Source organism: Desulfobacula toluolica Tol2, from assembly GCF_000307105.1.
Taxonomy (GTDB): domain Bacteria; phylum Desulfobacterota; class Desulfobacteria; order Desulfobacterales; family Desulfobacteraceae; genus Desulfobacula; species Desulfobacula toluolica.
On record NC_018645.1, the window covers coordinates 4,802,645 to 4,821,728 of the forward strand.

At 40.2% G+C, this 19,084-nt stretch carries 12 protein-coding genes; 9 read left to right on the plus strand and 3 right to left on the minus strand.

Features of this window, described 5'->3' with window-relative positions; translation table 11 throughout:
- Nucleotides 1–16 precede the first annotated feature (16 nt).
- The 9 genes from TOL2_RS21685 (at nt 17) to TOL2_RS21725 (ending at nt 13,525) form a co-directional block, all read left to right on the plus strand.
- Complete coding sequence (locus TOL2_RS21685) at nt 17–1,549, plus strand: class I adenylate-forming enzyme family protein (RefSeq protein ID WP_014959419.1); 1,533 nt, start codon at nt 17–19, stop codon at nt 1,547–1,549.
- Between the two features lie 106 nt (nt 1,550–1,655).
- Nucleotides 1,656–3,443 (plus strand): FAD-dependent oxidoreductase, encoded by a 1,788-nt coding sequence (locus TOL2_RS21690; RefSeq protein WP_014959420.1) that lies wholly within the window; start codon nt 1,656–1,658, stop codon nt 3,441–3,443.
- On the plus strand, nt 3,440–4,585 hold the full coding sequence (porA, locus tag TOL2_RS21695; protein WP_014959421.1) for a pyruvate synthase subunit alpha: 1,146 nt from the start codon (nt 3,440–3,442) through the stop codon (nt 4,583–4,585). The genes TOL2_RS21690 and porA overlap by 4 nt, the downstream gene beginning before the upstream one ends.
- Nucleotides 4,586–4,590: 5 nt before the next feature.
- A complete protein-coding gene (locus TOL2_RS21700; protein WP_014959422.1) occupies nt 4,591–5,487 on the plus strand; it encodes a thiamine pyrophosphate-dependent enzyme in 897 nt (298 codons plus the stop codon).
- A gap of 560 nt (nt 5,488–6,047) precedes the next feature.
- A complete protein-coding gene (locus TOL2_RS21705) occupies nt 6,048–6,938 on the plus strand; it encodes a sulfite exporter TauE/SafE family protein (RefSeq protein WP_232507995.1) in 891 nt (296 codons plus the stop codon).
- An 84-nt stretch (nt 6,939–7,022) separates the two neighbouring features.
- Nucleotides 7,023–7,763, plus strand: a complete 741-nt coding sequence (locus tag TOL2_RS21710) for a substrate-binding periplasmic protein (RefSeq protein WP_232507996.1) — start codon at nt 7,023–7,025, stop codon at nt 7,761–7,763.
- Nucleotides 7,760–10,336 (plus strand): PAS domain S-box protein, encoded by a 2,577-nt coding sequence (locus TOL2_RS23905; protein WP_014959425.1) that lies wholly within the window; start codon nt 7,760–7,762, stop codon nt 10,334–10,336. Before TOL2_RS21710 ends, TOL2_RS23905 begins: the two co-directional genes overlap by 4 nt.
- Nucleotides 10,337–10,548: 212 nt before the next feature.
- Nucleotides 10,549–11,142: an LOG family protein gene (locus TOL2_RS21720; RefSeq protein WP_014959426.1), complete on the plus strand. Its 594-nt coding sequence runs from the start codon at nt 10,549–10,551 to the stop codon at nt 11,140–11,142.
- Nucleotides 11,135–13,525 carry a radical SAM protein gene (locus TOL2_RS21725; protein ID WP_014959427.1) on the plus strand — a complete coding sequence of 797 codons (2,391 nt, stop codon included), beginning with the start codon at nt 11,135–11,137 and terminating at the stop codon, nt 13,523–13,525. Before TOL2_RS21720 ends, TOL2_RS21725 begins: the two co-directional genes overlap by 8 nt.
- Nucleotides 13,526–13,627: 102 nt before the next feature.
- Here TOL2_RS21725 and TOL2_RS24425 read toward each other — a convergent pair whose 3' ends face one another.
- The 3 genes from TOL2_RS24425 to TOL2_RS21740 form a co-directional block, all read right to left on the minus strand.
- Nucleotides 13,628–15,223, minus strand: a complete 1,596-nt coding sequence (locus tag TOL2_RS24425; protein WP_014959428.1) for a sensor domain-containing diguanylate cyclase — start codon at nt 15,221–15,223, stop codon at nt 13,628–13,630.
- Nucleotides 15,224–15,646: 423 nt separating this feature from the next.
- Complete coding sequence (locus TOL2_RS21735) at nt 15,647–15,853, minus strand: YgaP family membrane protein (protein WP_014959429.1); 207 nt, start codon at nt 15,851–15,853, stop codon at nt 15,647–15,649.
- Complete coding sequence (locus TOL2_RS21740) at nt 15,850–19,083, minus strand: efflux RND transporter permease subunit (protein ID WP_014959430.1); 3,234 nt, start codon at nt 19,081–19,083, stop codon at nt 15,850–15,852. Before TOL2_RS21740 ends, TOL2_RS21735 begins: the two co-directional genes overlap by 4 nt.
- Between the last annotated feature and the right edge of the window lies 1 nt (nt 19,084).

Here is a 19,084-nt window from a genome sequence, read left to right on the forward strand (position 1 = left end):
CAATGGAGAGATAACAATGTCAACGGAATCCATCAATCAATGGTTTGAAAACAGCTTTAAAGCTTTTGCCTGCAACAAAGCTGTTACATTTTTCCGGAATGGAGAAATGGAAACGCAATTGACCTATGATCAATTGCATAATGATATCAATCGGTTTTCAAATTTTTTATCTGCCAGAGGTCTTAAAAAAGGAGACCGGGTTATTCTGCTGCTTGAAAAATCAGTGATTAATGTTGTGGCCTGTGTTGCCTTGTTAAAAATTGGCGCTGTGGTTGTTCCCCTGAATCCCGGGTTTAAAAAAAATGAACTCAATTACCTGCTCAAGGATTCAAAAGCTGAAATGGTAATTGCAGGGCTGGATAAAAAAGAATTGATAGAAGAGATTTATCCTTGTGCTACTTTTTTGCAGATTCCAACTCATTTGCCCTATGAAGACCTTGAATTTTTCAGATCCTGCCCCCAGTCTTTTTTCAATCCCAAATTGTCACAAAATGATCCTGGTTTGATTATTTACACGTCAGGCACAACCGGAAACCCGAAAGGTGCTGTCTTAAGCCACGCCAACCTGGTTTGTGATGCCGAAAATGTTATTTCGATCTGGGATATCACTCAAAAAGATGTGGTTTGCCATGCCCTTCCCCTGTTTCATGTACACGGGCTTTGCTTTGCACTTTTCACAGCCTTGCTGAGCGGTTCCCATGTCATGATGCTGGACGGTTTTACCCCGGAAACGGTCCAGCAAAGATTATCGTCAAAAAATCCTGATGACACCTGCAGTATATTTATGGCTGTGCCTGCCATGTATACCAGGTTATTGGATTTTGTTGAGGGTAAAAAAAATGATTTTTCCCATATGCGATTATGGACTTCTGGTTCAGCACCCCTTTTGGAAAAAGAGTTTGATAGAATCACAAGGATATGTGGAAAAAATCCGGTTGAAAGAGAAGGCATGTCGGAAACCGGGATGAATTTTTCAAACCCGTTAAATGGCAGGAAAAAACCGGGCAGCATTGGTATTCCCCTGCCGGGAGTGACGGTGCGAATCGTTAATCCTGAAACCTGTGAGGATGTAACGCCAGGTGAAGTAGGTGAAATATGGTTGAAAAGTTTGTCCATCACAAAAGGATACTGGGAAAAGCCGGTTGAAACAGCAGATACATTTCAGGACGGATGGTTTAAGACCGGTGATCTGGGGAAAAAAGATCAGGACGGATATTATTATCTGACAGATCGGATAAAGCATTTGATTATAACCGGCGGTGAGAATGTTTCCGCCAAAGAAGTTGAAACGGTTATAAATCAGCTGGAAGGGGTTAAGGAAGCTGCTGTTGTGGGAATACCCGATGAAAAATGGGGTGAAAAAGTTGTGGCTCTTGTTGAAAAATACCCCGGGGTTGAATTGAGCGAATCCAAAATAAAAGCTGTCTGCAAAGAACAGCTGCACAATTTAAAATGTCCAAAAAAAATTATTTTTTCAGACCATATTCCTAAAAACACCATGGGCAAGGTTTTAAAGGAAAAAGTAAAACAGTTTTTTCATTCTTATTAAAAAGTTTTGACTTTTTAAGTCATATTAAAGATGATAAGGAAAAATCAGAAAACTTCTTTTACAGGAGCGTAACCTATTATGATAGAGATGCGGTTCCGTGTGCCATATGTCTAAGCGTAAACAAATTTTTTATGAGGCCTCCCAAGTTCCTGACAGGGTTGTTTCTCAAGGTACAATGCTCTGGAACAAGACAGGTGTAAAAAGATATATGCGACCGGTTTACCGCCGGTTGACACCGCCCTGTAATAATGCCTGCCCTGCCGGAAATGATATTGAAGGGTTTATTCGGCTTGCAGAGAAAAAAGATTTTTTTGGCGCGTTAAAATTAATCAAAGAAGAAAATCCCTTTTCAGGGATTTGCGGCAGGGTTTGTTTTCACTCTTGCGAAAACGCATGTAACAGAGGTAAATATGACCATTCCGTTGCCATCCATGCTATTGAGAGATTTGTTTCAGATCATGGCATGAAAGATTTTAAGCCTCAAAAACTTTTTTCTTCGTCCGGCAAGCGGGTGGCTGTTGTCGGTTCAGGGCCTGCCGGTCTTTCCTGTGCTTATCATCTGGCACGGTTTGGACATGCCGTCACAGTATTTGAAAAAAATGATAAACCCGGCGGCATCCTCAGATATGGCATACCAGCATACCGGCTTCCCAAGGACATTCTGGATCATGAAATTGCGGATATCGTGGGTCTCGGGGTTGAAATAGACTGTAAGACTACCATTGGCAAAGATATTTCGTGGAATAAACTCAATGAATTTGATGCTGTTTTCATTGCCACAGGCTGTTACAAGGAAAAACAAATATTTGATGTAAAAAAAGGCGTCAAAGGTTTTTTTTCGTCTTTAAGTTATTTGAGAAAAACTGTTAAAAAAGAGCTTAAAAAATCCGGCAGAATAACCGCAGTGATCGGGGGAGATAATGCCGCCATAGCTTGTGCAAGAACAGCTCTTCGCTTTGGCAGCAGTGTGACGCTCTTCTATCAAGGTACCCAAGATAAGATGCCGGCTTTTGAAGAAGATATTTTGGATGCTCAAAAAGAAGGGGTTGAATTTCAATTTCTGGTTCATCCTGTGGATCTTATTGTAAAATGGGGAAAAATAAAAGAGCTGAAATTGCAAAAAATAACCCTTGGTAATCCGGATAGTACCGGTAGAAAAAGCATGGAACCTGTTCCAGGCTCTGAGTTTTCCTTTAAAACAGACATGGTAATCACCGCTATGGATAAGACGGCTGATTTTGATCTGATGCCTCAATCATTAAATCCTGATTCATCAAATAATGATTTATTAAAGATCAAAATTGATGAATTTGGAAGAACATCTCTTGAAAAAATTTTTGCAGGTGGGTGTGCGGCCTCAAATGAATACAATATTGATGAATATAATATTGCCGAAGCCATTGGTTCGGGAAAATCAACTGCCTGTGCAATTGATGCAAGTTTATCAGGGCAAGATATCAATGAGATTAAGGATCAAATTTGTATCGGCAATACTCAAAGGGTATCGGCAATAAGATATTGTGCCGTAAAATCAGTAGCAAAACCACAAAACATTTTAAAGAGTGTGGTTTTGTTTGAGGATATCAATACAGCTTATTTTGACCGGAAAGCAAGATCCGGAGAAGAAAAGCTCAATGTTCAGGAAAGATTGAAAGGTTTTGATGAAGTCTGTAAATCTTTGTCATTGAGTTCAGCTTTGGCTGAAACCGAAAGATGTTTTCACTGCGGCGTATGCATGGAATGTGATAATTGTGTAAAATTTTGTCCGGATATGTCCGTGATCAAACGGGAAAAAGCATCAGGATATGATATTGACCTTGATTATTGCAAAGGGTGCGGCATTTGCGTCAATGAATGTCCACGATCTGCAATGACCATGGAGAAAGAGATATGAAAAGGGTCCTCACGGGAAACAATTCAGCCTGCTGGGGCATCCGGCTTTCCAGGGTGAAACTGATTGCAGCCTATCCCATTCCCACCCAGGTTCATATTATGGAAGAATTATCAATCATGTGCAAAGACGGCAGCCTTGATGCCCGTTTTTTGCAGTTGGAGTCTGAATCTTCAGCTCTGGCCGCCGTGATTGCCTCCCAGACAACCGGGATCAGATCATTTATCGCCTGTTCTTTAAACAGCCTGTCACACATGCATGATCTGCTTTACCGGGCCGCAGGTGCAAGGCTACCCATAGTCATGCTCACTGTAAAAAAGTCCCTGGAATCGGGAGGGCATATAGGGTCAGACCAGGCAGACGCCCTGATCCAGCGGGATACCGGTTGGATACAGATGTATGTTGAGAATAACCAGGAAGTCCTGGATTCTGTGATCCAGGCCTACAGGATTGCAGAAAAAGTGCATCTCCCGGTTATGATCTGCTATGATGACTTGTTTTCAGGCCATGTCTGTGAGCCGGTAGATATTCCGGGCCAGGATGAAGCGGATACCTTTTTGCCATCCTATGAGCCTGAATTTTTTCTGGATCCCAAAAATCCGAAATCGTTTTATTCGCAACTCTTGCCGGATAATTACATGGACATGCTTTATCAACTTCAGACGGCACATGAAAAGGCTCTTGATATAATTGATGAGACAGGAAAATCGTTCAAAAAAATTTTGGGACGATCCTGCGGAGTTGTTGAAAACATTGAATGCAAAGATGCCCAGATTGTTCTTGTTGTTCACGGAGCTATGACTTGCCCGGCAAGGCATATTTTAAAGCAGATGAGAAAAAAAGGACAAAAGATGGGTGTTTTGAAAATAAGAATTTTTCGGCCCTTTCCTGTAACCGCAGTTCAGACAGCACTTAAAGGCTGTAAAAAAGTCATTGTCATTGATAAAAATTATTCTCTGGGAAAAGGAGGTATTTTTGCCGATGAATTAAAAAGTGCCATATCAGACGTTCCAGATGCCCCTCTGGTGTATTCTTATATTGCAGGGCTTAGGGAAAAAAATATTGCATTGGAGGATATCAGGGAGATGATAAATGAAACCATAAGCCGTGATACTCCTCCAAGACATTCCGTATGGAAAGGTTAAAAACAATGAAACAAGGATTTGTTCATGGTGAATTAATGATGCCCGGCCATCTGGCCTGCCAAGGATGCGGTGGCACTCTTGTCATGAAGCATGCACTTGAGGCCATAGGCCCCAATATGGTTCTTGTCATACCGGCCTGCTGCTGGACTGTTATTCCCGGAAATTTTCCGTCTTCCGCCTTGAATGTTGCTGTTCTGCACACAGCGCCTGCAACATCCGGTGCTGCTGCATCCGGTATCAGGGCTGCTCTTGACGTAAAAGGCATGCATGATACAAAAATTCTTGTTTTTGCAGGAGATGGCGAAACCTTTGATAACGGCCTTCAGTCCCTTTCAGGAGCTGCGGAAAGAAATGAGGATATTATTTATATCTGCTATGACACTGGGGCATGTCTGAACATTGTGGTTCAAAGATCTTTGGCCACATTTCAAAATGTTTGTGAAACAACATCTTCTTTATCTCAACCAAAGTCCAAAAACAAAAAAAATATGATCCGAATAATGTCAGGTCATAAAATACCTTATTGCGCCACTGCTAATATTGCGTTCCCGGATGATCTGTACCGGAAAGTCAAAAATGCTGCAGACATAAAAGGCACATGTTTTATCCATGTTCTTTCTGCCTGCCCTTCCGGGTGGAAAATACCGCCTGAAAAAGCCGTTGAAATATCACGGCTTGCCACCTGCTCAAAAGCATTTCCCCTTTATGAAGTTTTTAACGGTGAAGAATATAGGATCACCATGGAACCGGATGAAGTTTTAGTGGAAGATTATCTGCAACCACAAGGACGGTTCAGACATCTGAAAGAAACAGATTTGGACATAATTCAGGAAAGAGTGGATTATGAGTGGAAAATCCTGCTTCAAAGATCCATGATAGAGCCGTTTCGAATAAATTTTTGACCATAAATTCATCATTCATGGTTACATTATTTCCAAAGGACACGGTTTTATGAGCTCCGTTCACAATCATATCAATGGTATCAAGTCTGAAATCATAATCAAAAATTGTTTTATATGAAAGAACTTTTAATCTGCTGAAATTAAATACCTTTCATTATTTGTTGTGGCAGAGTGATCTGCCATGTCCGTTAGTAACAATGTGGATAGCTGATGTCAGGATCACGTCATTTTCGACGTTTTGTTTGAAATGTTTGTAAAGCTCAATGGGTTTGCCTCGATAAAGATAATTTTTAGACGACTTATAAAAATTAAAGATTGTAACTGTCAAATTTCCTTGCATAATAAACCTCTCACGTTTATCATATTGACGGATTTGAAGCCGTTTTCTTGAGTATTATACATTATGTCAAAAGGCAATATATGGACAATTCAAAGAACAATAAAAATATGTGATGAAAAAAAATAAACTTCTGCTATATATTCTGTTCGCGGTAGTTTGCGGAATCTGGCTGATATCATTTTCTCATTTCCGGGAAGATTTTTTAGGACAATTTTATTATATGCCGTTTCTTGGGGTTATTGCAGCTACAATAGCCAACACAACACCGGCTGCAGCGGGAATCGTTTATTTTCCAGTGTTGACCCGATTACAGATAAGTCCTGTAACAGCCGTTCAGTTCAGCCTGATTATTCAGGCATACGGCATGGGGCTTGGAACCTTTAAATGGTATCTTGTCAATAAAAGACTGTTCATGGCCAATGTTATGCCGTTATGCCTGTCAGGCGGTATAATTGGCATTATAATCAGCATTGTTTTCATTCCAATTGAGAATCCTGAATTGTTGAGCCTGACATTTAATACCATTAGCTTTATAGTGACCCAGGTTATATTCTTTTCAATTCTTTTCAGACACACTTACCCCAATTTTACCATTAATTTAAATCTTCTTAACATGGTTGTTTTATTTACCTTCTCATTGGTGGGCGGACTTGTTTCCGGTTGGATCGGATTCGGCATTGACACAATGTTTTATTTTCTTTTGACTTTTATTTTTAAAATTAATCCCGCCATAGCTATTGTCACAAGTATTTCCATTATGGCTGTCGTATCTGTTGCAGGCACGGTACTCAATATCATTTTTAATCAGGTGCCCCTGTCTTTGTGGTATTCGGCCGTACCGGGAGTGACAATCGCAGGATTGTTTTTTGCCTCTTATTTTGCCGTTAAAATCGGTGCAAGAAATATTCTTATATTATTTGCTTTTCTTTTGAGCGTGGATTTTTTCATGGCTTTCTGGACCCAGCAAACCATACCAATGAACCAGACATTTAAACTGATTTTTACTTATATTCTTGTTCTTTATTTGCTTGTGATACATGTGAAAATATTTAAACAAAGTTATAAAAACATCAATCCGGAAATAGGAAAATTCAAGTCTGATCAAGATTGAATTTGCTCTGAATAAAAGGTTTGATTTATTGCTTAATAAAGAACATTGCCGTGTCAAAATGAAAAAAACAATATGGAAAAAATCATGATGAAGAATCTTCAAAGAGTATTGTTGTCAATGGTTTTGTTGTTATTGTTATTAAATTCACCTTGTTTTGGGCAGCAGTCTTTCGGGGATATAAAAACAGTTAAAATATCTGTCATTGAAAACGAACATATTCATAATATGGCAAGAAAAACCGTTCGTGCTGTTTATGAAAAGATAGGTATTGAGGTTATATTTTGTGAGTTGCCTGCCAGACGGGCTTTGGAATGGGCCAATGCCGGAAAAACAGACGGTGACCTGGCTCGAATTGATGGAACTGAAAAAAAATTTACAAATTTGATTAAAATTTTAACTCCGGTAACAACCTTTAAGGGCGTTGTCTTTACTAAAAAAATAAAAAAGGGCATTCAGTCCTGGAACGACTTGAAAGGATTGAGTGTCGGCATCATTGCCGGAATTCGATATTCTGATATCGGTACAAAGGGATTGGACCGCATTCAGGCAAAAGATATGACCCATCTTATGACACTGCTTTTTTTAGACCGCCTTGAGGTTGCAATAGCAGATCTTGATTCCGGACAAATTGAAATAAAGAAAAATTTTCCAGAATCAAAAATTCATACTATTGGTCGCCCGCTTGACTCAGCGCCATTATTTCATTTTATTCACAAAAAAAACAAAGGTCTTGTTCCCAGGTTTGAATCAGCACTTCGGGATATGCTGAAGAGCGGACAGATTGATTTAATTAGAAAAAAAGTACTGCAGGAGGTTTTGTTTTGATCAAGCGCAAGATGGGGTATAAGCTGGTCGTATCAATTATCTTGTTCAGTTCAGTGATTACGCTTATTGCAACAGGTTTGCAGATTTTCATGGACTATCGTGTTGAAATAGACAGGGTCAACAACTATGAAGTCATGATCAGGAAAAGTTATCTGAAAAGCATTGTCACAAGTGTCTGGGTGTATGATGAGCAGCAGATTCAAACACAACTCAACGGCATCCTTCAACTGCCGGATATGGAGCATCTTGAGATCCTTTTGGATACGGGTGCGGGCTGGGGTGTGGGACACAGAGCATCAAAAAATAATTTAAATTATGAGTTCCCCTTGTTGTATTCGTACAAAGGTGAAGATGTAAAAATCGGAACCCTGCATGCGGTTGTAAGTCTTGATAATATTTACGCACGCCTGATCAAAAAAGCCATTACCATTTTGATAAGTAATGCGGTCAAAACATTTCTTGTATCAGGATTCATATTGTTGATATTTCAATATTTGCTTACCCGTCACCTTTATTCTCTTTCCAGGTGGATGAGGCATCTTGATATCGGTAAATCCTTTGAAAAATTCCAACTGAACCGAAAACCTGACAAGTCAGGCCAAAACGATGAATTGGATGAACTTGTTCTATCAATAAACCAGATGCAGGACAATTTGAAAAATTATTTTGGTGATTTAATTAAAAGTGAAAAAAAATATAAGATACTCATTGAAAATATACCAATCAAGGTCTTTCATAAAGACATAGAATCTGTTTATGTTGCATGCAATATAAATTATGCCGTGGATTTGAACATTCAACCGGATCAGATAGCCGGAAAAACAGATTTTGATTTTTTTCCAAAAGAGCTGGCAAAAAAATATCTGTCTGATGATAAACGCATAATCAAGTCAGAAAAGATTGAGTCCTTTGAAGATCAATATATTTATCCGGGCGGGAATAAAATTATTGTCCAGTCAATAAAAGCGCCTGTTCGGGATGAAGACAATAAAGTCATTGGTTTGATTGGTGCGTTGATTGATTTGACGGAGCTGGAAAAGGCCAAAACCGACCTTAAAAAAAGCGAGGAAAGATTCAGTAGGTTAATGGAAGGGTTGCAGAAAACCCATTTTTTTTTCAGCCAAAATACCCAGGGTAATTTTACATACCTGAGTCCATCCATCAAAGATGTTCTGGGATATAGTGAAGAAAATTTTTTAACACATTACACCCGGTATTTAACGGATAATACAATAAACAAAGAAGCTATTCGGTTGTCTGAAATGGCGGTTAAAGGCTTAAAACAATTACCCTATGAAATCGAACTCTTCCACAACAACGGCACCATCCGTCAGCTCCAGGTGACTGAAGCCCCTGTTTTTGATACTCATGGAAAAGTCGTTTCTATTGAAGGCATGGCCCATGATGTCACTGAAATTAAAAAAATTGAAACTCAACTTCGCCAGGCTCAGAAAATGGAAGCCATTGGGACTTTGGCCGGAGGAATTGCACATGATTTTAATAATATCCTCAGCCTGGTTTTAGGATATGCCGAAATGATCCTGGATGATGCCCCCAAAGGATCAATAATCAAAAAAAATACGGAAAATATTCTGACAGCAGGACACAGGGCAAAAGATATGGTCAAACAAATTCTTGCGTTCAGTCGTCAATCCGATTTGGAGTGTATCCCCTTTCAACCTGCCGTCATTGTAAAAGAAGCATTTAAAATGATTCGTCATTCAATTCCGACCACCATAGATATTCAAGAGGATATTGATCCGAACTGTGATTTGATTATGGCAAGCCCGGCCCAAGTTCACCAAATCGTAATGAATCTGTCTACCAATGCTTTTCATGCCATGGAACAGACAGGCGGCTGTATTTTTATCTCTCTGAAAAACCGGAAAATTGATGTTAAAGACGTTATCCGCAATGAAACCGGGCTATTACAAGGGCAATTTATTGAATTAATCATTAAAGATACAGGGCCTGGAATTGATCCTGCGATTCAAGATAAAATATTTAATCCATACTTTACAACAAAAGAAATTGGTAAAGGGACAGGTATGGGCCTGGCAATTGTTCATGGTATTGTCCAAAGCTATGGAGGGGCAATCACAATTGAAAGCAACAAAAGTGAAGGCGCTGCTTTTCATGTGTTTTTTCCTGCAACAAAAAGTAAAATCACAACAGAAGATACAAATGAACCTGTTCAAAAAGGATCTGAAAGAATCTTATTGGTGGATGATGAAGAAGAACTGCTTAATATGACGGCAGATATGCTCAAAAGATTAGGATACAAGGTTACGGCAAGGCAAAGCAGTATTGAAGCTTTGAAAATCTTTAAAAATAAACCAGACCGGTTTGATCTTATAATAACTGATCAGACCATGCCCGTAATGACGGGTGCAAACCTTGCACAACAAATGATGCAAATCAGACCGGATATTCGTGTTATTTTGTGTACCGGATACAGCTCAATCCTTTCTAAAACCCAGGCCATGGAAATGGGAATTAAGCAATTTGTATTAAAACCTGTTACACAAAAAGAGATTGCCGGTTTGATCCGAAAGGTTCTGGATGCTTCCTGACAACTGTTTTTTTAAACATATCCGTTTAATAATAGACAATACGATGATGATATTTGTTGAAATTCACTATCCATACCAGAAGATATAATTCTTGTTTTTTTTACAATCTGCGTTAATATTCAACTTCATTTGAATTGGAGGGTCTGATCACAAGACCCCCATTAGTTTATTGTTATCAAGCCTGAATTAGAATTGATAAGTTAAAGGAAAATATGAAACGAATTTGTGTGTTTTGCGGATCAAGCCCCGGGTCAGAGCCGGAATATATTGAAATGGCGGTACAACTGGGAAAAGAACTTTCAAAAAATAAAATAGGACTCGTTTACGGGGGCGGAAGTGTCGGAATGATGGGTGTTCTTGCCGATTCAGTCGTAAAAGCCGGAGGTGAGGTCACAGGTGTTATCACAAAAAAGCTGTTTGAAATGGAAGTGGCTTTTACCGAGTTGTCTGATTTAAGAGTCGTGGAAACCATGCACGAGAGGAAAGCTATGATGGCAGAGCTTTCAGATGGATTTATAGCCCTGCCGGGCGGGTTTGGCACCATGGATGAAATATTTGAAATACTTACCTGGTCTCAGCTCAATATTCTTCAAAAGCCCTGCGGTTTTTTGAATGTGAAAGGGTATTATAATAAATTGATTGATTTTATTGATCACATGATTTTACATGATTTTATTAACAAAGCCTGCAGGACTATTGTACAAGTGGACGAACACCCGACAAGCCTTCTGGAAAAATTTCAAAATTATTCGCCGTTATCAGACGATAAAGGTGAATGGGCTAAAAAAATGGCTGGCAATGAATAACAAAACAAATAACACAATGAATACAACAGATATGGATACAAAAAAGGTTAATATGTTTGATAGTCAATGCATGGATATTGATACGCTTGAAACGGCCAGCCAGTTGTTTTTTCAAATTTTCGGAAGTCAAAAGCTTTTGGGCGAACAATTTTTTATTGATCTGGTTTCTGCTGATTTAGTTTTTACCGATCTGGGTTTTGCCAATCTGGACGGTGAGCCGAAAAAAAAATTGTTTGAAACGCTTTTGATAAGATGCGGGTATGAAAACAATTTCCCCGGTTTTTTTCAGGCTGTTTGTTTACAGATAAGCCGTTGGGAAAAAAATGAAATCATCATCAACAATATTCGAATTCCCAACCTTTATCTGTACCGGCTTCTGGAAATCCTTGTGCCGGGAAACCGTCTGTATTCTGTAAAAACCATTGATCAACTTGAACAAATTGCATGGGTCAGGGCAAATGATAAATTAAAACTCCAGGAAGTGATTGATCAGTTTCCGGTACGGCTTTCCGACCATGTGATTCGCCAGTCAATGGTATCGGACGGCATTGCAAAACAGTATCTGCCGTTTGCAGAAGAACTTGATCCAACAGGCCATACCATTACCTTTGACGGCCATTTCAAGGCGGGGGTATTGGAACAGATGTACCGCAACCGCGTTATTTTTCTTCTGGATATGAGCTGTCCTGTCTATTGCAGGTTCTGTTTTAGAAAGCATAAAAGTACCCGAAAAGAAAAAACCCCGACACCCGAAGATGTCCTGGCTGCTGTTGATCATGTAAAAAACCATTCTGAAATCAAAGAAATACTGATCACCGGCGGAGAGCCTTTGCTCAACAAGCTAAATCTTGAAACCGCCATCAACTCCTTGATGACGATTGACCATGTTCAAACCATCCGTATTGCCACCCGGTCTGTTGCCTATTATCCGGAACTTTTTTTAAAAAACAACAAGGAATATATCCGATACCTTCTGGACAAAAACACCCAATGCATGGCCCATGGCAAACGCATTGAGATAGGGCTGCATTTTGTTCATCCTGACGAGGTTTCCATTCAATGCCTTGACATCATATCGCAATTTGTTAAAAACGGAATTCAGGTCTATCTTCAGACTCCTTTTTTAAACGGGTTGAACACGGATGGAAAGACTTTGGCTACGTTGTTCACCCTGTTAAGACAGGCCGGGGTAAAAATTTATTATATTTTTACGCCCTGCCATACCATCCACGGAACAAAGGAATACTGGACACCTATTTCACAGGCTTTTGAAGCGTTGAAGTACCTGCGGGCAAACGTGTCTGACCGGTGTATTCCCAAATTGTGTACGGCAACTTCTTTGGGGAAAATCGAGTGGCATACCAGCGGATGGGCAGTTGAAACAGATAAGACAGATGAGAACTACACCTGGATCAGAACCCCTTATACACCCGCCTACTTTGATGCCTTTGTTTCCGACACTGCGTCAATGCCGGATTTCAGGGTTAATGATGAAGGAACCCTTGACGCAAAGTTTTTGCTCAACATGGGTGATGACCGTTTGATTGCGGGCAAAAGACCTTGTGACAAAGCTTTGTCGAAAACGGCTGAACCTGATGTCACTTTTGAACAGATAGAAGATATTTGTTCCTGCCTGCTGACTGCCCGACCATTGCCTGCCAACGGCATTGACCGGACACCGTCGAAATTGATCTGTCGTACACATAAAACCAGGGTTGAAATGTATCCGGGGTCAGATGCAGACGATAGTGCATTTGAGTATATTCAACAAAATTCCGACATCACGGATGTGGTGATTCACTTGCAAAATGACGGTTCATTATCTGTGGAAAAATCCATAAAAGAAACAGGTTGCGTGGTGAACCGGCTGAAAACTTTTGCTCATATTGTATGTATCAGGATCTGCTGCCTGCAGTTTAATCGTCAGCCACAGATTTTTACAACAAAGCTTATTGATACAATATCCCAATGGTGTGACTTTTCAATTGCTGATCCAGTAAGAATCGAGATTGAAGCCTGGTTTATGCTGCCCCAAGAAATTGGTGGCCTGCATGGAAAAATTGCAAAAAAATTGATTCAAAAAGGCGTGAACATATATGCTAATGTCCCGTTGATCCGGGGGGTCAATGATCGGCCCGAAATTCTTGAAACCCTTGCCCACAAGCTGAGACATGCGGCCATAGAGTTTCATCACATGTATGTGGCAGGCCTTGGCATCCAAAAACAATTTAATGCCGGACATCGTGTTGACGCACAGCAGGTCATTGATATTGCCTCCCGAATTCGAAAAGAGTGTTCAGGAAGGCAAATTCCGTTATATATGGTTCAAACTCCTTTGGGAGATGTTGATTTTGACTTCCGGGATTTTATCTCTGAACTATGAGATTCTGTCAACTTTGATATTAAGAATTCTTGCAATCCGTTTTGCCATGTCAAATGTATGTATCTTGCAAAGACTTTTTTGGGAGTTCAAAACTATATTTTTTTATGGTCCCTTCGTCAAATGTACAACAGTATTTCTTCCTTGTCGCTTGGCTTCATATAAATTGTTATCTGCTTCCTTTATCATGTCTTCTATACTTTTATTATCATCAAATTCACACAATCCTGCACTTATGGTTATGGTCTCACCTACTGTAAACTGATAATTTTCAATGGTAGAACAAAGTTTTACGGCCAATGCCTTAGTTCCACTCAAATCGGTTTCAGGGCACATCACTAAAAACTCTTCTCCGCCCCATCTGCCAACAATATCTGTCGATCGTAAAGTGTTTTTCATTAATTGTGATATTTCATAAAGCACAGAATCCCCTGCTTGATGGCCATAGGTGTCATTGATTTTTTTAAACCAATCTATGTCAATCATGATGAGTGAAAAACTATTTTTGTATCGAATTGCCCGCTCCCATTCTTTTTCCAATTCATTATTAATCTTATGGCGATTTGGTAATTTTGTGAGTTGATCTGTTATAGAAAGCAATTCAAGCTTTTCATTTATAGTTTGCAATTCTATATTTCTATTATACAACTCATTTTCTGTGAACTGTTCGATATCAGTGGCTATTGTACCAATTTCATTGTTTGGATATTCATAGCCAGAGTCATGATCGCAGTTGCCTGTAACAATAGCATTAACACTCTTTTTAAGCTCAATTAACGGCACAATAAATCGTTTGCTTAATGAAGCGCTTAAAACCCAGGCAAGTAAAACGGCTACAACGCCGATGATTAAAATACTGACAAATGTTTGCAGGATAATCGGCTTGATAATTTCACTTTTATCCACTACTGTTATAATAATCCACCCAATGTTGTCAATTCGGCTGTAACAAGCGAGTTTATAAGTATCCTTCAGTTTATAGCTAAACTCCCCATTTTTTTTATCAAACCTTACTGAAGAATTGATTATATCCGAGACGGTTTTGGTTAAGGCTGAATTTTCATGATGTATAAGTATTTTCCCATCCGGTTTTACTGCAAAGCTATAAGATGATTTATAGTTCTCCCCTCGTTTTTTCAATAAATTTGCAACCGTATCAATAGAGCAATCAATCGATATAACCCCATTAATTTTATTTTCAACATCAACCAACACTTTGCTGATAGAAACCAACCACTCCTTAGTTTTTATTTCTTTATAGGGCAGCCCGCCTGAAATGTCTGGTGCGGATTTTATTGCCTCTTGATACCAGGGGCGAACAACTGAATTATAGCCTTCCGGAGGTGTATAGTTATTTATCAACAAAGAACCATTCTTATAGCCTGAATAAATATAATTGATATCAGGATCAGCAATTTCAAGAGATTTGTATAAATTTAATATATCTTGAAGATCGTTTGCACCAAGCGAAGGGGCATTTTGAATTTTTCTATTACTTGCTAAAAATTGAACGGCATTGTGAATTTTGGTAAAATAACCGGCTATAAAATAATTTACAGCTTGATTTCTTTGCCTGATAACAACATAAGCATTAGAAATGCCGGCATAGTAAAGAAAACTCGACGATAAAATGCTGAATATTATTAATATTGAACATGAAAGGATTATACTGCTTTTGAATAATTCTTTTCTGATAGTCATTTTGTTTGCACTATTAATCCCCTCGTTTTTTTATCATGGTATTTTTCCATGCTCACAAAAATAAAATAAATTAACGTGATTAAAACTTTTTTTCAAGAAATGATTTTGTTGATTCTCGGTTTGCTAATAATTTTTATAATCCATAAGTTTTCATAAAAAATTTGTATCCGAGTGCTTACTCACTCATTTGTGATTGTTCGTATATATCGCAAGTAATCGGGATTGAGGTTCATTTTTTATACTTTATCAGATTCAAAAAAATACTTCTTGACAATAAAAAGAACGGCAAAGTCGGCAAAAAATTCAGAGAACATATTTCAAGTCATTAAGGACTTCTGACTTGTTGGAATCAGATCTCTTTTATTTCTTGTTGTGGCAGGTCAACCTGCTATGGCTGTTATTCCATACCGTTTTTGTGACTTATTATTTCCTTGGAATATGGAACAGTTTTTCCAGAATATTCTCCATGGGGCAAAACTTTGTAAAAGCGGATTGCAAAAGATTTAAGCCCACAAAGGCTGTAAAAAACAGCCAGTAAGGTGAATGAAAATGCCCGAGGATTAACGTGATTAAAATAAATGTACCTGCAATGGCTCTGATATATTGTTCCATTTCCATTTTTGTTTTCATGATTCATTCCTTTCTGGTTCGTGTTCTTTTTTATAAACCGCATAATAGGTGACTGGAATCACCAGAAGTGTAAACAGGGTGGATGCAAAAAGCCCGAAGATCAACGCCCATGCCAGCCCTGAAAACACAGGATCAAAGGTGATGGGAAAAGCTCCGATGGCAGTGGTCAAGGCTGTTAATATAATTGGCCGCATCCTGACAATACCGCTTTTTAAGATGGCGTTCTGGAAAGACTCTCCTTGTTTTAAGGCATCCTGGATAAACTCGATCAATACCAGGGAATTTCTGATCACGATACCGCCAAGGGCAATCATGCCGATCATGCTTGTGGCCGTAAAAAAGACAGGGTCACTGAATCCCCCGGCGCTTTGAGTAAACAGGTTTAAGATGAAAAATCCCGGCATAATTCCCAGTATGGTCAGGGGAATGGCCATCATGATGAGCATGGGCATAAAATAAGATCCGGTATTTATCACAAGAATAAAATAAATTCCAAACAGGGCTGCAGCAAAGGCAAGGCCCATATCCCTGAACACTCTCAGGGTGATTTTCCATTCACCCTCTCCTGCCCAGTTGACGCGTATACCGTTTTGGGGAGGATTTTGTTTCAGTGTTTTCATCATGTCCAGAACTGCCTCTCCGGGTGCCCTGCCGGTCATTTCTCCCACCACATAAACCACAGGTTCAAGATTTTTGTGGTAAATGGGCTTTTTATTGTTTGTTTCCACCACATGAACAAGCTCAGCCAGGGGGATCATTTTGCCCAGAGCAGACCTGATGGGAATCTGAGAGATTGAGATCATATCCGAGCGTTTGTCACGGGGCAGAACAACCCTGATCCACAACGGGTTTCTTTCCGGGTCCAGGTGAAGGCTTGCCGGGGTGATGCCGCCCACAGCGCTTTTCAAGGCATCAAGAATGGTTCGCGTATCAATTCCGTGCAACGCAGCCTTTTCCCTGTCAATAACAATGTCCTTTCTCTGGCTGTTTTTTTCGGTCATGATTTTTATATCGGAAACATTGGATTCCTTCTCCATGACGGCTTTTATCTGTTCTGCACTTTCCAGGAGTTGTTCATAGGTTTTGTCATAACCGCCATAGATTTCAGCCACAAGGGTGGACAAAACAGGAGGTCCAGGCGGCACTTCCACCAGCTGGACCCGGGCGTTGTTGTCTTGTGCGATCTTTTCAAGATCTTTTCTGATGCGCAAAAGGATGGTATGGCTTTGCTGCTGTCTTTTGGATTTATGGGCCAGGTTGATGCGGATATCGGCCAGGTGGCTGCCGGTTCTGATAAAATAGTGACGTACCATTCCGTTAAAATCCATGGGCGATGAGATGCCGGTAAAAGAGACAAAATTTGTGACCTCGTTCACGGTGGCAAGATATTGTTCAAACTCCCGGACCACACGGTCAGTATATTCAAGAGAAGTGCCTTCGGGCATGTCAATAACGATCTGGAATTCATTTTTATTGTCAAAAGGCAGAAGTTTTAAGGGCACAAACCTGAAAACCGCCAACATACATGATCCTGTCAACAAAATGATGATCCCCATAAACAGCATGATCCGAAGATATGGTTTGTTTAAAAACGGTGCCAGTATTGCTTTATAAAGTCTGGCCGGATACGGCTCAGATGCTTTTTTATGTGCGGGCTTTTCTTTCACGGATTTTAACAGGTGATAAGATATCCAGGGCACAATGGTCAGGGCGCACACCGTGGAAAAGGTTACGGTCAGGGGGACGTTGATGGCCATGGGTGCCATATAGGGCCCCATCATGCCGGTAATAAAAGCCAGGGGAGTAAAACAGACAATGATGGCAATGGTGGACATGATCACCGGGGGCAGCACTTCTTGAACCGCAGCAAGGGTGGCCTCAAATGGCTCGAGGATCTTTTGTTTGATATGCCGCTGGATATTGTCAACATTGGTGATGGGGTCATCCACCACCAGACCCAGGGACAGGATAAGGGCAAACAAGGTGACCCGGTTGATGGTATACCCGAACAGATAGTTCATAAAAAGGGCCAGGGAAAAGGATATGGGAACGGCAATGGCCACTACACAGGCTTCGCGCCATCCAAGGGCAAATGCCAGGAGAATCACAACGGAAACAATTGCAAACCCCAGTGATTTTAACAGTTCGTTTACCTTGGCCTGGGCGGTTTTTCCATAGTTTCTGGTCACTTCAATGTACATGCCGTCAGGAATGATGGTGGTTTTGAGTTTTTCAACCTCTTCTATAAGGTGTTGGGCCACTTTAACTGCATTGGTTCCCTTTTTTTTTGAAAAGGCCAGGGTTACGCATGGGAAAGACAAAGGAACATCTGATTCAATATTGCGACTTTTTTTATAAAAATTGGAATACCCGATCCTTGTATATGCCTCTGCCTCTTTAGGGCCGTCAATAATAGTGGCCACATCTTCAAGAAGTACCGGTTTTGCCTCCCTTCCTGAGATCACAAGGGCTTTTACCTGGTCAATGGACGTTAAAAACGAACTGCTGGTAATTGTGATCTGGGTATTGTTTTTGTTAAAATATCCTGCCTGGGTTGACACATCCGCACCTTGAAGTGCCTTTTCAATATCATGGATTGAAACATTAAATCCCTTCATTCGAAGAGGGTCAAGTTCAACCCTGATTTCCCTTTTCCTGCCGCCGTAAATGGAAGATCTTGAAATGTTCTCAAGCCTTGACAGTCTTGCGACAATCTCTTCACCCACCCTTTCAAGCTCATGGTCACTGTATTTGTCTGAATAAAGGGTGAGATTTAAGATAGGGACATCATCTATTTCAATGGGTTTGATCAGCCAGTTGGTCACGATGGGCGGAACCCTGTCCAGGTTCATCTGTATTTTATTGTGAAGCTTTACAATGGAATTTTCCCTGTCTTCTCCCACAAAAAAGCGTACCGTGACAACTGCTTTTTCTCTTGTGGACATGGAATAGACATACTCAACCCCGTCAATCTCCCACAAGAGTTTTTCAAGAGGGGTTGCCACAAGTTTTTCTATCTCCGCAGGACTGGCTCCGGGTGCCTGAACATAGATGTCCGCCATTGGGACAACTATCTGGGGCTCTTCTTCTTTAGGGGTGATATAGATACTGAAGGCACCCAGTACCAATGAGATAATGATCAGCATGATCGACAACTGGGAGGTCAGAAAAAGCCGTACAATACGGGTAAGAATTGAGCCGGTAAGAATCGAATCGTTTTGTTCAGGCATG